Source organism: Enterobacter sp. SA187 (genome assembly GCF_001888805.2).
Classification (GTDB): Bacteria; Pseudomonadota; Gammaproteobacteria; order Enterobacterales; family Enterobacteriaceae; genus Enterobacter_D.
Window position 1 is genome coordinate 601,561 of the sequence record NZ_CP019113.1, and the last position, 14,437, is coordinate 615,997.

Genomic DNA, 14,437 nt, shown 5'->3' on the forward strand with positions numbered 1-14,437 from the left:
GATTAACTCCCTGTTCCTAATAAATCGTGAAGATAATCGCCAGCAGGAAAACGGAAAGGTACCGGCCCATCCGCAATGCCATCCAGGAACTGACGCACCCGGGGATCGGCATTCTCCTGCAATCCTTGCGCGCTGCCATGGGCAACGATTTTTTTGTCCGCCACAATATAGGCGTAATCCGCGATGCTCAGCACTTCCGGTACGTCATGGGAGACGACGATACAGGTGACGCCCAGCGTACTGTTCAGTTCTGAAATCAGCTTTACCAGCACGCCCATGGTGATGGGATCCTGGCCGACAAAAGGCTCATCAAACATGATCAGATCGGGTTCCAGCGCGATGGCCCGCGCCAGCGCCGCGCGACGCGCCATGCCGCCCGACAGTTCAGACGGCATCAGTTTAGCCGCGCCGCGAAGCCCGACGGCTTCCAGCTTCATCATCACCGTGCTTTTCAGCAAGGGCGCAGGCAAAGGCGTATGTTCACGCAACGGATAGGCGACGTTATCAAAAACGGTCATATCGGTGAACAGCGCCCCGGACTGAAACAGCATGCTCATTCTTTTGCGCACGGTGTACAGCCTGGTGCGGGACATCTCCGGCACGTTTTCGCCATCAAATAAGATCTCACCGGCATCCGGCGGGATCTGACCGCCAATGAGGCGAAGCAGCGTTGTCTTACCGATCCCTGACGGACCCATGATCGCGGTGATCTTTCCGCGCGGGACCGTCAGCGAAATATTGTCGAAGATGGTCCGGCTGCCCCGTGAGAAGCTGACGCCTCGGACATCGACTAAATTCGCCACAGTCTGGCTCATTTACTGATCCTTTTAGCCTTGTTAGGGGTAAGCATTTCGCGTTGTCGCACCCTGAACCCAACATTTTTACAGAATATTACTCGCTGTGGTTAGCGAAAGCTGGCATTTGTTTTACTTTTAAGCCGCATAAAGTCAAAATTAGGAAATCATTGGTTTTACGATCCCAATCCTGCCAGACGATCGTGGTAGCGGGCCGATGATTATACCTGAAGAAAGGACTTTAGATGCTTTTAGCCACGGCGCTGTTAATAATTGGTTTACTTTTGGTGGTCTACAGTGCCGATCGTCTGGTGTTTGCCGCATCTATCCTTTGCCGCAGTCTGGGGATCCCGCCGCTTGTCATCGGCCTTACGGTAGTCAGTATCGGCACCTCGCTGCCTGAAATCATCGTTTCCGCCGCCGCTTCTATGCACGGGCAGATCGATCTGGCGATCGGCACGGCGATCGGATCCAACATCGTCAACATTCTGTTGATCTTAGGCCTTGCCGCCCTGCTCCATCCTTTTACCGTACATTCTGATATTCTGCGTCGCGAATTGCCGCTAATGTTAATCATGAGCCTGCTGGCAGGCAGCGTGCTCTATGACGGCAGCCTGACCCGTCTGGACGGGATCTTCCTGCTATTACTGGCGGTTGCATGGCTGCTGTTTATTGTGAAAATAGGCCGCCTCGCCGAACGTCAGGGCAATGACAGCCTGACCCGCGAGCAGATCGCCGAGTTGCCCCGCGAAGGCAGCCTGTCGGTGGCCTTTTTGTGGTTAGGCGTGGCGCTGATCATCATGCCGATGGCCACCCGCATGGTGATCGATAACGCCACCGTGCTGGCGAACTTCTTTGCCATGAGCGAGCTGACCATCGGGCTGACCGTCATCGCCATTGGCACCAGCTTACCGGAACTGGCGACGGCGATTGCGGGCGCCCGCAAAGGCGAAGATGACATCGCCATCGGGAACATTATTGGTTCCAATATTTTCAATTTAGCTATCGTGCTGGGCCTGCCGGCGCTTATTGCCCCCGGCGCGTTTAACCCGCTCGCGTTCAGCCGTGATTATGGGGTAATGCTGGTGGTCAGCGTGATTTTCGCCCTGTTGTGCTGGCGTCCACGGCGTCAGACGGGTAAAGGCGCGGGCGCGCTGTTGATCGGCGGCTTTATCCTTTGGATGGCGATGCTCTACTGGCTGTCGCCTTTTTTTACCGGTTAATGGGAACTGAATATGTCGCAAATAGATTTGCCGCCGGGCTTTGACTTTCAGCAGGCAGGTAAGGATGTCCTGGATATTGAACGTGAAGGCCTGGCACATCTCGATCAGTACATTAATCAGGACTTCAGCGAAGCCTGCGAAAAAATGTTCTACTGCGCCGGTAAAATCGTGGTGATGGGCATGGGCAAATCGGGTCATATCGCCCGCAAAATGGCGGCGACTTTCGCCAGCACCGGCACCCCGTCGTTCTTCGTGCATCCCGGCGAAGCGGCGCACGGCGATCTGGGGATGGTCGCGCCGCAGGATATTGTCATCGCCCTGTCGAATTCCGGCGAATCCAACGAGATCCTGGCGCTAATCCCGGTATTAAAGCGTTTGCAGGTGCCGCTGATCTGCATGACCAGCCGCCCGGAAAGCAGTATGGCGCGGGCGGCAGACATTCATTTATGCGTTAAAGTACCGCGCGAAGCCTGCCCGCTGGGGCTGGCACCGACCTCCAGCACCACCGCGGCGCTGGTGATGGGCGATGCGCTGGCGGTGGCGCTGTTAAAGGCCCGCGGCTTTACGGCGGAAGATTTCGCGCTTTCCCATCCGGGCGGCGCCCTTGGCCGTAAACTGCTGCTGCGGGTGAATGACATCATGCACACCGGCGATGAGATCCCCCACGTCAGCAAAGACGCCACGCTGCGCGATGCGCTGCTGGAGATCACACGCAAAAATCTGGGCATGACGGTCATCTGCGACGATTTGATGAAAATCGAAGGTATTTTCACCGACGGCGACTTACGCCGCGTATTCGATATGGGCGCGGATGTCCGCAATCTCGGCATTGCTGACGTCATGACTCCCGGCGGTATTCGCGTACGTTCCGGGGTGCTGGCGGTCGACGCGCTCAACCTGATGCAGTCCCGCCACATCACCGTGGTTATGGTTGCCGATGGCGACCAGTTGCTGGGTGTGGTACATATGCATGATCTACTGCGCGCAGGCGTAGTGTAATAAGGATAAAAAGAATGAGTAACGCTGGTGCTTCACTTGCAACCTGCTACGGTCCCGTCAGCGCGCAAGTGATGGCAAAGGCGGAGAAAATCCGCCTGCTGATCCTCGACGTGGATGGTGTCATGTCGGATGGACTGATTTTTATGGGCAACAACGGCGAAGAGTTAAAGGCGTTTAACGTCCGTGATGGTTATGGCATTCGTTGCGCCCTCACCTCCGGTATTGAGGTGGCGATAATTACGGGCCGTAAGGCTAAACTGTTAGAAGATCGCTGCGTTACGCTCGGCATTACGCATCTGTATCAGGGGCAGTCCGATAAACGCATTGCGTTTAAACAGCTGCTTTCCGATCTGGCGGTATCAGCCGATGAAGTGGCCTATATTGGCGACGATCTCATTGACTGGCCGGTGATGGCGGACGTGGGTCTGAGCGTGGCGGTCGCTGATGCGCACCCGATGCTGATCCCGCGTGCCGATTACGTGACCTACATTAATGGCGGCCGCGGAGCCGTCCGGGAAGTCTGCGATCTGCTGTTACTGGCGCAGGGCAAACTTGAAGCAGCCACAGGGCAATCAATATGAGTAAAACCAGACGTTGGGTTATCATTCTGCTGTCGCTGGTAATACTGGTGCTGATTGGCATTAATCTGGCAGACAGAGACGACACAGAGCAGGTGGTGGCAAACACCAATGAGCCGACCTACCGCAGCGAGCACACGGACACGGTGGTTTACAGCCCGGAAGGGGCGCTGAATTACCGCCTGATCGCGCAGCATGTTGAATATTTTTCCGACCAGGCGCTGTCGTGGTTCACGCAGCCGGTGTTGACGACTTTCGACAAAGACAAAATTCCTACATGGTCAATTAAGGCAGATAAGGCCAAACTGACCGATGACCGGATGCTTTATCTTTATGGACACGTTGAGGTCAACGCCCTGACCGCTGATGCTCAACTGCGTAAAATCACCACGGATAACGCCCAGATTAACCTGATCACTCAGGATGTGACGTCAAACGATCTGGTTACGTTGTACGGTACGACATTTAATTCCAGCGGCCTGAAAATGCGCGGCAACTTACGCAGCAAAAACGCCGAGCTGATTGAAAAGGTTAGAACCTCATATGAAATTCAAAACAAACAAACTCAGCCTTAACCTTATGCTTGCCAGTACGCTTCTGGCCGCCAGCATTCCCGCGTTTGCGCTGACCGGTGATACCGATCAGCCCATTCACATTGAATCCGATCAGCAATCGTTAGACATGCAGGGCAACGTCGTGACCTTCACCGGCAACGTTGTCGTCACCCAGGGCACCATCAAAATCAATGCCGATAAAGTGGTGGTGACGCGTCCCGGCGGCGAAGAAGGTAAAGAAGTGATTGACGGCTTCGGCAAGCCAGCCACTTTCTACCAGATGCAGGATAGCGGCAAGCCGGTAAAAGGCCATGCCTCTCAGTTGCACTATGAACTGCAAAATGACTTCGTGGTGCTGACCGGCGATGCCTTCCTTGAGCAGCTCGACAGCAACATCAAAGGCGACAAAATTACCTATCTGGTGAAAGAGCAGAAAATGCAGGCTTACAGCGAGAAAGGTAAGCGCGTCACCACCGTTCTGGTGCCGTCGCAACTGCAGGACAAAAGCGCAACCCCGGCTCCGGCACAAAAAAAGAGTAACTGATCCGTTATGGCAACTTTAACTGCAAAAAATCTCGCTAAAGCTTACAAAGGCCGCCGCGTGGTGGAAGACGTCAGCCTCACCGTTAAATCCGGTGAAATTGTCGGTCTGTTAGGCCCTAACGGGGCGGGTAAAACCACCACCTTTTACATGGTGGTAGGCATCGTGCCGCGCGATGCGGGCAACATTATCATTGATGATGAAGACATCAGTCTGCTGCCGCTGCACGCCCGCGCTCGTCGCGGCATCGGCTATCTGCCGCAGGAAGCGTCGATTTTCCGTCGTCTGAGCGTGTTCGATAACCTGATGGCGGTGCTGCAAATCCGTGACGATCTGACCTCGCAACAGCGTGAAGATCGCGCCAATGAGCTGATGGAAGAGTTCCACATTGAACACCTGCGCGATAACCTCGGCCAGGCGTTGTCAGGCGGTGAACGCCGCCGTGTGGAAATCGCCCGCGCGCTGGCCGCGGATCCGAAATTTATTCTGCTGGATGAACCTTTTGCGGGCGTGGATCCAATTTCGGTTATCGACATCAAACGTATTATCGAGCACCTGCGCGACAGCGGCCTCGGTGTGCTGATTACCGACCATAACGTCCGCGAAACCCTGGCCGTGTGTGAGCGGGCTTATATCGTCAGCCAGGGGCACCTGATTGCCCATGGTACGCCGCAGCAAATCCTTGAAGACGAACAGGTTAAGCGCGTATATCTTGGGGAAGGCTTCAGACTCTGATAGGGTAGAGAAAATAAAGGGTTTAAGCGGAGAAGACTGCTCTGAATATGAAGCAAGGTTTGCAATTACGGCTCAGCCAACAACTGGCCATGACGCCACAATTGCAGCAGGCCATCCGTCTGTTGCAATTGTCTACGCTGGAACTTCAGCAAGAGCTTCAGCTGGCGCTGGAAAGCAACCCGTTGCTGGAGCAAACCGATCTTCACGATGAGATAGACGCCCAACCGACACAGGACACCGAAAACCTGGACGCCGTCGACGCCCTTGAACAGAAAGAGATGCCCGACGAGCTGCCGCTGGATGCCAGCTGGGACGAGATCTACACCGCCGGTACGCCTTCGGGTAACGGTGTCGATTATCAGGATGATGAACTGCCGGTTTATCAGGGTGAAACCACCCAGTCCCTGCAGGATTACCTGATGTGGCAGGTGGAACTGACCCCCTTCTCGGATACCGATCGCGCCATTGCCACCTCCATCGTCGACGCCGTTGATGACACCGGTTATCTCACCGTCTCGCTGGACGATATTCTTGAAAGCATGGGCGATGAGGAGATCGGGCTGGATGAGGTCGAGGCGGTGCTCAAGCGCGTACAGCGTTTTGATCCGATCGGCGTTGCCGCCCGCGATCTGCGTGACTGCCTGCTGATCCAGCTGTCGCAATTTAGCAAAGACACGCCCTGGCGCGACGAAGCGCAGTTGATCATCAGCGATCATCTTGATCTGCTGGCGAACCATGATTTCCGATCTCTGATGCGCGTAACGCGGCTGAAAGAAGATGTGCTAAAAGAAGCCGTCAATCTGATCCAGTCGCTCGATCCGCGACCCGGCCAGTCGATCCAGACGGGCGAACCCGAATATGTTATCCCTGACGTGCTGGTACGTAAGCATCAGGGGCGCTGGACTGTCGAGCTTAATTCCGACAGCATTCCCCGCCTGCAAATCAATCAGCACTATGCCGCCATGTGCGGCGGATCGCGTAATGACGCGGACAGCCAGTTTATCCGCAGTAATTTGCAGGATGCCAAATGGCTGATCAAAAGTCTGGAAAGCCGTAACGACACGCTGCTGCGCGTCAGCCGCTGTATCGTTGAGCAGCAGCAGGCCTTTTTTGATAAAGGCGAAGAATATATGAAACCGATGGTGCTGGCCGACATTGCCCAGGCCGTCGAGATGCACGAATCGACCATTTCACGTGTGACTACCCAGAAGTACCTGCACAGCCCACGGGGCATTTTTGAGCTCAAATATTTCTTCTCCAGCCATGTGAATACCGACAGCGGCGGCGAAGCATCGTCCACCGCCATTCGCGCGCTGGTGAAGAAACTGATAGCCGCAGAAAACCCTGCGAAACCACTGAGTGACAGTAAGCTAACTACCCTGCTGTCCGACCAGGGTATCATGGTAGCGCGCCGCACTGTTGCGAAGTATCGAGAGTCTTTATCCATTCCGCCGTCTAACCAGCGTAAACAGCTGGTCTGACTCAACCGATAAGGAAGACACTATGCAGCTCAATATCACAGGACATAACGTCGAGATTACTGAGCCCTTGCGCGAATTTTTACAGACAAAATTTGCCAAGCTGGAGCAATTTTTTGACAGGATCAATCAGGTCTACATTGTTCTGAAGGTGGAAAAGGTGACGCATATCGCCGACGCCACCCTGCATGTCAACGGCGGAGAGATCCACGCCAGTGCGGAAGGGCAGGATATGTATGCCGCCATTGATGGTTTAATTGATAAACTTTCACGGCAGCTCACTAAACATAAAGATAAACTGAAACAACACTAATTGTCCGGGCAGTTAACGGGTGCAGGACGGCCTGTTGTGAGACACAACGGGCCCTTTGTACCGTTAGCGCTTAGGTGAAATTATGATGAACAACGATTCAGCTCTTCAATTGAGCAATGTCCTTAACCAGGAATGTACCCGCAGCGGCGTTCACTGCCAGAGCAAAAAACGTGCGCTGGAAATCATCAGTGAACTGGCCGCCAAACAGCTAAGCTTACCGCCGCAGGTGGTATTCGAGGCGATTTTGACGCGTGAGAAAATGGGCAGCACCGGTATCGGCAACGGTATCGCGATCCCCCACGGTAAGCTGGAGGAAGATACGCTGCGCGCTGTGGGCGTCTTTGTGCAGCTGGAAACGCCGATCGCCTTTGATGCTATCGACAACCAGCCGGTGGATTTGCTGTTTGCGCTGCTGGTGCCGGCCGACCAGACCAAAACGCATCTGCATACGCTCTCTTTAGTCGCCCGCCGCCTGGCGGATAAAACCATTTGTCGCCGTCTGCGCAGCGCGCAAAGCGATGAAGAACTTTATCAAATCATCACGGAAACAGAAGGCTCCCGGGATGATGCTTAACCAGGAAATGGCCTTCGTCTTTGTTGTCCGGAGGAGAAAGGGTACATGGTACTGATGATCGTCAGTGGTCGTTCGGGATCGGGGAAATCTGTCGCCCTGCGAGCGCTGGAAGACATGGGCTTCTACTGCGTCGATAACCTGCCCGTCGTGCTGCTGCCAGAACTGGCGCGCTCGCTTGCTGACCGTCAGATTTCGGCGGCGGTGAGCATTGATGTGCGTAATATGCCGGAATCGCCGGAGATCTTCGAACAGGCGATGAACAACCTGCCCGATGCGTTTTCTCCGCAACTGCTGTTTCTTGATGCCGACCGCAATACGCTGATCCGTCGTTACAGCGATACCCGTCGTCTGCATCCGCTGTCCAGTAAAAACCTGTCGCTGGAAAGCGCCATCGACGAAGAGAGCGATCTGCTGGAGCCGCTGCGCTCCCGCGCCGATCTGATCGTCGATACCTCGGAAATGTCGGTGCACGAACTGGCCGAAATGCTGCGTACGCGTCTGCTGGGCAAACGCGAGCGTGAGCTGACGATGGTCTTTGAGTCCTTTGGCTTCAAGCACGGCATTCCTATTGATGCTGACTACGTGTTTGATGTGCGCTTTCTGCCGAACCCGCACTGGGATCCCAAACTGCGTCCGATGACCGGCCTGGATAAGCCCGTGGCGGCGTTTCTCGATCGCCATACTGAAGTGCATAACTTTATCTATCAGACGCGCAGCTATCTGGAACTGTGGTTGCCGATGCTGGAAACCAATAACCGCAGCTACCTAACGGTTGCCATTGGTTGTACCGGCGGCAAGCACCGTTCGGTGTATATCGCTGAACAGCTGGCGGATTACTTCCGTTCGCGCGGCAAAAATGTGCAATCCCGCCATCGTACGCTGGAAAAACGCAAATCATGACCGTAAAGCAAACCGTTGAAATCACTAACAAGCTGGGCATGCACGCCCGCCCGGCGATGAAACTGTTTGAACTGATGCAGGGCTTCGACGCAGAAGTTCTGCTGCGCAATGAAGAAGGGACAGAAGCAGAAGCGAACAGCGTGATCGCGCTGCTGATGCTGGATTCGGCGAAAGGCCGTCAGATTGAGATCGAAGCCACCGGCCCGCAGGAAGAAGAGGCGCTGGCGGCGGTGATCGCGCTGTTTAATGCCGGGTTTGACGAAGACTGATAAGTCCCCCCGCCTTGCCGGAGAGGGGGAAGATTACTGATACAGTCCCTGGTCGCGCATAAAGCCTTCACCGCCCAGCTGACGCATCTGACGCATGATCCACGCCTGTCGACTGTGCACGTAACCTGAGGGCGCATCAGCCTTAAAGCGCAGCGGATTGGGCAGCACAGCCGCCAGCAGCGCGGCTTCCGACATCGTCAGACGGCTAGCTGGCTTATGAAAATAACGTTGTGCCGCCGCTTCAACGCCAAACACTCCGTCGCCAAACTCCGCAATATTCAGGTAAACCGTCAGGATGCGGCGTTTACTCCATACCGTTTCCATGCCCAGGGTTAAGCCCGCTTCCAGCCCTTTACGCAGCCAGCTCCGCCCGTCCCACAGAAACAGATTCTTTGCCGTCTGTTGGGAAAGGGTCGACGCGCCGCGAATGCGGTTCTCGTTACGTTCGTTGTGGGAGATGGCTTTTTCGATGGCGGCCACGTCAAAACCCCAGTGTTCAGGGAATTTCTGATCTTCCGCGGCGATCACCGCCAGCCCCATCCACGGCGAAATATCGTCCATGCCGACCCAGTCAGAATGGGCAACGTAGCCGAAATTTCCGCTCAGCCAGGCCGAAAGCTGGCGCTCCGCCATTACCGCGGAAAACGGCACCGGCATGAAGGAAAACAGCGCGATGCCGCCGCCCCAGAACAGGATCAGCACCAGCAGGATCCTCCATAGCCAGGATTTTAACGTCGCCATCAGCGGAGCGCGTCGCCGTTTCATTCCGCGAGAACCAGCACGCGGGCAACCAGCTTATCGATGCCGGTTGCCGCTTCCGCGATATTCTGCGCCAGCATATAAGCCGGGGTAGTCACCACTTTATTGTCTTCATCCACAACAATATCATCCACCGGACAGGGAACATGTTCCGCGCCCATCTCTTCCAGCAACTCAGCTGTGTCAATGTCCGTGCCGATAGTCAGACGCAGCGGGAAGTCGAAAATCTTTGGCAGCATTGCCGGCGCGATACAGATAAAGCCCAGCGGTTTGCCCGCCGCATGTATCGCCAGCGCCAGACGTTTCAGATCGGGGTCGACGGTGCATTCCGCCCCCTGGCTGGCAAAATTACTCAGGTTTTTCGCCGCGCCAAAACCGCCAGGTACGATCAGCGCATCCAGCGTATCAGCGGACGCCAGGGCTAACGGCTGAATGGCGCCGCGGGCAATACGCGCCGCTTCGATCAGCACATTGCGGCTGTCCGCCATAGATTCACCAGTCAAATGATTCACCACATCGCTTTGACTTTTATCCGGCGCAAAACAAACGGCTTCGGCACCGTTTCGGGCGATCGCCAGCAGAGAAAGTACGGCTTCGTGGATCTCTGATCCGTCGTTAACTCCGCATCCGCTAAGGACAATACCTACTTTTTTCATGCTGCTCATCCTTTCTGGCAATAGGCTGAATTTTATTAATTATTGTGATAACAACGCTGTGCTTCACACATTTAACTGATTCACGTAACAAATGATTCAAGTTTTGGTATCTTAAGTGCCAACTTTTCTCATGTCTCGCCGTGCCCGTTCAACTACAAAATCACAATCCCGGCGCAGCCACGGTTCCCTGGTGTTGGCGCAGTATTCGCGCACCCCGGTTTATCCGGGGTTATTTTTTACTGGCATTCGCCACCCAGGCTTTCAGTAACGCCACGTCATGCGGCCATTCCTGTTTCATCTCGTCGATCCATTCGCCCACGTTATTCCACCAGGCGGGCAGATCCGGCGACTGAATTTGTTGCCCCAGCTGTTGTAAACGGCGCAGGCCAATCGATCCTGCCGCGCCTTTAATTTTATGCCCTTCTTCGGTGATGCCTTTCTGATCGCGGGCGGTGAAATTGGACTCCAGCACGCTGATATAGCCCGGCATCATTTTTTCAAATACCGCCACGCCATCGGTGATCAGCTTCGGCCCCACCAGCTCCAGATACTGTTCCAGCATCGGCAGATCCAGCAGCGCTTGTGATTTACTGTCATCCACAGGGGTCACATCACTCTCCTCGTCGTCACAGGTATCCCAGAATTTTTTGATCATGGCCGTTAATGCCGGTACGGCCAGCGGTTTGCTGAGGACATCATCCATACCGGCGTTCAGGTATTCTTGTTTGTCTTTCAGCACGTTGGCGGTTAGCGCCACCAGCGGCGGCAGATCTTCAGCCGCATAGCGGCTGGTGAGCTGGCGGGAAATATCCAGCCCGGTCATATCCGGCAGCTGAATATCCAGCAGCAGCAAGTCGTATTCGCCGGGGGTAAACATCTCCAGCGCCGCCTTGCCGGTCATCGCCACATCCACGCTGCAACCCAGTTTTTCCAGCACCGAACGGGCGACAATCACGTTCAGCTCAATGTCTTCCACCAGCAGGACGTGAAGGGCCGGCAGCGGCATTTCATCTTCTTCGAACGCATCGTCTACTTCTTCCGCAACAGCAGGGGCGCGCACCGACAGCGAGAAGACCGAACCTTTGCCCGCCACGCTGGACACCGTGATATCGCCGCCCATGCTCTTCGCCAGACGGCGCGATACCGCCAGACCAATGCCCGTCCCCGTCGCGGGTTTACCGCCGTGGCTGTCTTTCACCTGATAATACATGGCGAAGATCTTATCCTGTTCGGTCTGCGGAATACCGATACCGGAATCTTCCACCTCAAAGCGCAGCATCTCCTGCGGAGCGTCATAGCGCACCCGCACCACCACCTGCCCGTGCAGGGTGAATTTGACGGCGTTACTGATGAGGTTCCACAGGATCTGCCGCAGACGCGTGCCGTCGGTAACAACCTTATGCGGCAACGGCAACGCAGGCTCCATTACGAAGCGCAGCCCTTTCTGCTGCGCCTGTAGCCCGGAGAGGTTTTCCAGATCGGCAAGGAAGCTGGTGAAGTCCACCGGCTGGTTATCCAGCTGGACTTTATGCCGCTCCATTTTATCCATGTCGATAATATCGTTGAAAATATTCCCGAGGGTCACCGCCGAAACATGGATGGTTTTCAGGTATTTTTCCTGTTCGGCGGTCAGCTCCGTATCCAGCAGGATACGGCTCAGACCGACGATACCGTTAAGCGGCGTACGCAGTTCATGGCTGATGGTAGAGATAAAGGTAGTCTTGTCGCGGCTGGCGCGCTCCAGCGCGTCCTGATAGCGCTTACGTTCGGTTATGTCACGCCCGAAGCCCATCAGCCCGTGGCGTTTACCCACGCGGTCGTAATAGGGTACTTTACGGATCTCAAAACAGGCTTTACGTCCGTCCGGGTAATCCAGCCACTGTTCATACGTGAGCGACACGTTATGGCGGAAAACTTTCTCGTCGGTTTCCAGCACTTTCTCGGCAGCTTCCGGGGAATAGACGTCCTGCGGCTTCAGATTCACCAGCTGTTTTTCGCTTTTGCCGGTCAGCAGCTCCATCGCCCGGTTACAGCCGGAAAACTCTTTATCTTCATTGCGATAGAAAACCAGATCCGGGGAAGCATCGAGGAACGAGCGCAGGAAAGAAGACTGTTGCTCCAGCTGGATCTGCGTCTGTTCGCGCTCCTGCATTTCGATTTTTAGCTGCTCGAAAGTGGCCTGGCGCTCCGCTTCCGCTTTCACACGGTCGCTGATCTCCTGATTCAGCTGGGAGATGTTATCCCGCAGCTGTACGTTGAGCTTGAGATCGCGGTCGCGCATCTCTTCAAGCTTATCCACCAGCCGCGAGAGCCGCTGCCGCGATTCTTCCAGTTGTTCAACCACCACCGACAGAAAGTAGACCGCCCAGGGGGTAATGAGCAGACCAAAGAAGATAGAGCGTATAACATCAATGCTTTCAACGCGGCCATGCAACACCATGGTGACCGCCATCTGCACGACAATCGCCAGTACCACCAGCGCCAGCGCCAGCAGTATGGAAAAGCGCACCAGGCCGAGCTTCATCATCAGATCGACATAGTATTGCGCCAGTACTCGGATTTGCTTCATAGGGGATCCCTTCGCGACAACCTGGCACAATAATACTCAATTCTGAGCAAGGCGTTGACGCTTGTGTGAAAAAGTGCGAATTATTCCCCGCTCAGGAAGGAAACGTTCAGACGCATGGCTGCACCCAGCCGCGGCCCAGCGCCGATCCCTGCGCCCCGTGGCTGTTAAGGTAGCGGTCCAGTTCCACCATACCGGTCCAGCGATTTTCGCACCACAGCGGGGCGAGCAGCGTCGGGCGACGCGCGCTGGCGGAAATACGGTGGTAAATCACCTCAGGAGACGTATGGCGGATCATCTCCCCGGCGGTGACGGTGTAGTCTTCCAGCGCAATGCCGTGCAGACGCCCCGCTTCCCAGGCCTTCGCCATGGTGCTGCCGGTGACAATATGCAGCGGGTGCAGTTTGATCCCGTCCACGCCCGTCTCCACCACCCGGTGCAGCGTGTCCAGACACGCGGCCTGCCCTTCTCCCGGCAGACCGACAATCAAATGGCTGCACACTTTCAGACCCCGTTCGCGTGCCCGGCGGGTGGTGTGCTGGTAGCAGGCAAAATCGTGGCCGCGGTTAATGCGGTGCAGGGTTTTATCCTGAGCCGTTTGCAGCCCAAGCTCCAGCCACACTTCATAGCCCGCGTCATGGTATTCGCTGAGCAGATCCAGCACCGCATCCGGCACGCAGTCCGGGCGGGTGCCGACGCATAAACCGACGATGCTGGCCTGGCTTACCGCCTGCTGATACATGGCGCGCAGCACCTGCACTTCCGCCCAGGTACTGGTGTAGGCCTGAAAATAGGCGAGATATCGTCTGGCGCGGTTGACCAGCGTGGCCTGATAAGCCAGCTGCTCCGCAATGGAGTGGTTCTGCTGGGTTTCGTCAGCGAAAGAAGCCACGTAACAGAAAGTGCAGCCGCCCCGTCCGATAGTGCCATCACGATTGGGACAACTGAAACCGCCATGCAGCGTCAGTTTATGGACCTTCTGCCCGTAACGACGGGCGAGATCGCCACCAAACATATTGACTAATTTCTGTAACTGCATAAATTGATAGACCGGCCTGATGAAAGGGCCAAGCCTGCCATTTTTAGTCTTTGTCGGCGATGACCTGGATCAATCGCCATAGAGGACGCACATCTATTGCATAAACACGCACAATTACCGAGATTTCATTCACTGCTTCGCTGATTACTTTTACTTATGTCGGCGGGATATTTTTCAAAAAGAATTCCTTCGGCGCAAAACAGTGGCATTAAGCGGGTTAGGAAGAAAAGCCAGTGTAATATTCTGTTTGCAAAACAGAACGCAGGACAGCGCGGTAATAACAGCGCTTTCTTATAGTGAGAGGGATCACACTCCATTAACGGCCGCCAGGCCTGACATAGTGGCAAAAAGAGCATTAAAAAACATTAAAAACAACTAGTTAACCAACCTTTAGCACATTTTTGTATAAATAAGATTGCCATTTGACCTGTGTGCCGATTCCCGATAACTTGAGGATCC

At 55.1% G+C, this 14,437-nt stretch carries 16 protein-coding genes; 11 read left to right on the top strand and 5 right to left on the bottom strand.

Annotated features, from left to right (window positions below):
* Positions 1–2: 2 nt before the first annotated feature.
* The gene (gene mlaF / locus BMF08_RS02985) at positions 3–815 is read right to left on the bottom strand and encodes a phospholipid ABC transporter ATP-binding protein MlaF (RefSeq protein ID WP_072569571.1); all 813 of its coding nucleotides are present in this window, start codon (positions 813–815) and stop codon (positions 3–5) included.
* Between the two features lie 224 nt (positions 816–1,039).
* Here mlaF and BMF08_RS02990 point away from each other — a divergent pair, with 224 nt between their 5' ends.
* The 11 genes from BMF08_RS02990 to npr all read left to right on the top strand — a co-directional run bounded on the left by BMF08_RS02990 (position 1,040) and on the right by npr (position 8,958).
* Positions 1,040–2,017: a calcium/sodium antiporter gene (locus BMF08_RS02990; protein WP_072569570.1), complete on the top strand. Its 978-nt coding sequence runs from the start codon at positions 1,040–1,042 to the stop codon at positions 2,015–2,017.
* 12 nt (positions 2,018–2,029) lie between these two features.
* Complete coding sequence (kdsD, locus tag BMF08_RS02995; protein WP_072569569.1) at positions 2,030–3,016, top strand: arabinose-5-phosphate isomerase KdsD; 987 nt, start codon at positions 2,030–2,032, stop codon at positions 3,014–3,016.
* A 14-nt stretch (positions 3,017–3,030) separates the two neighbouring features.
* The gene (gene kdsC / locus BMF08_RS03000) at positions 3,031–3,597 is read left to right on the top strand and encodes a 3-deoxy-manno-octulosonate-8-phosphatase KdsC (protein ID WP_072569568.1); all 567 of its coding nucleotides are present in this window, start codon (positions 3,031–3,033) and stop codon (positions 3,595–3,597) included.
* Positions 3,594–4,169, top strand: a complete 576-nt coding sequence (lptC, locus tag BMF08_RS03005; RefSeq protein ID WP_072569567.1) for an LPS export ABC transporter periplasmic protein LptC — start codon at positions 3,594–3,596, stop codon at positions 4,167–4,169. Before kdsC ends, lptC begins: the two co-directional genes overlap by 4 nt.
* Positions 4,138–4,692, top strand: coding sequence for a lipopolysaccharide ABC transporter substrate-binding protein LptA (gene lptA / locus BMF08_RS03010; protein WP_072569566.1), 555 nt, complete (start codon positions 4,138–4,140; stop codon positions 4,690–4,692). The genes lptC and lptA overlap by 32 nt, the downstream gene beginning before the upstream one ends.
* Positions 4,693–4,698: 6 nt before the next feature.
* On the top strand, positions 4,699–5,424 hold the full coding sequence (lptB, locus tag BMF08_RS03015; RefSeq protein WP_072569565.1) for an LPS export ABC transporter ATP-binding protein: 726 nt from the start codon (positions 4,699–4,701) through the stop codon (positions 5,422–5,424).
* A gap of 47 nt (positions 5,425–5,471) precedes the next feature.
* Entirely contained in the window at positions 5,472–6,905 is a 1,434-nt protein-coding gene (gene rpoN, locus BMF08_RS03020; RefSeq protein WP_072569564.1) for an RNA polymerase factor sigma-54, read from the top strand.
* 22 nt (positions 6,906–6,927) lie between these two features.
* A complete protein-coding gene (gene hpf / locus BMF08_RS03025) occupies positions 6,928–7,215 on the top strand; it encodes a ribosome hibernation promoting factor (RefSeq protein ID WP_072569563.1) in 288 nt (95 codons plus the stop codon).
* Positions 7,216–7,297: 82 nt separating this feature from the next.
* Positions 7,298–7,789 carry a PTS IIA-like nitrogen regulatory protein PtsN gene (gene ptsN / locus BMF08_RS03030; protein WP_072569562.1) on the top strand — a complete coding sequence of 164 codons (492 nt, stop codon included), beginning with the start codon at positions 7,298–7,300 and terminating at the stop codon, positions 7,787–7,789.
* 45 nt (positions 7,790–7,834) lie between these two features.
* Positions 7,835–8,689 (top strand): RNase adapter RapZ, encoded by an 855-nt coding sequence (gene rapZ / locus BMF08_RS03035; RefSeq protein ID WP_072569561.1) that lies wholly within the window; start codon positions 7,835–7,837, stop codon positions 8,687–8,689.
* Positions 8,686–8,958, top strand: a complete 273-nt coding sequence (npr, locus tag BMF08_RS03040) for a PTS phosphocarrier protein NPr (protein WP_072569560.1) — start codon at positions 8,686–8,688, stop codon at positions 8,956–8,958. Before rapZ ends, npr begins: the two co-directional genes overlap by 4 nt.
* 33 nt (positions 8,959–8,991) lie before the next feature.
* Here the strand turns inward: npr and mtgA are convergent, their stop codons facing one another.
* The 4 genes from mtgA to BMF08_RS03060 all read right to left on the bottom strand — a co-directional run bounded on the left by mtgA (position 8,992) and on the right by BMF08_RS03060 (position 13,978).
* Entirely contained in the window at positions 8,992–9,699 is a 708-nt protein-coding gene (mtgA, locus tag BMF08_RS03045; RefSeq protein WP_412176316.1) for a monofunctional biosynthetic peptidoglycan transglycosylase, read from the bottom strand.
* 20 nt (positions 9,700–9,719) lie between these two features.
* Entirely contained in the window at positions 9,720–10,373 is a 654-nt protein-coding gene (gene elbB, locus BMF08_RS03050) for an isoprenoid biosynthesis glyoxalase ElbB (protein ID WP_072569558.1), read from the bottom strand.
* 229 nt (positions 10,374–10,602) lie between these two features.
* Positions 10,603–12,942, bottom strand: coding sequence for an aerobic respiration two-component sensor histidine kinase ArcB (gene arcB / locus BMF08_RS03055; protein WP_072569557.1), 2,340 nt, complete (start codon positions 12,940–12,942; stop codon positions 10,603–10,605).
* A 106-nt stretch (positions 12,943–13,048) separates the two neighbouring features.
* A complete protein-coding gene (locus BMF08_RS03060; RefSeq protein WP_072569556.1) occupies positions 13,049–13,978 on the bottom strand; it encodes a TIGR01212 family radical SAM protein in 930 nt (309 codons plus the stop codon).
* Positions 13,979–14,437: the final 459 nt, after the last annotated feature.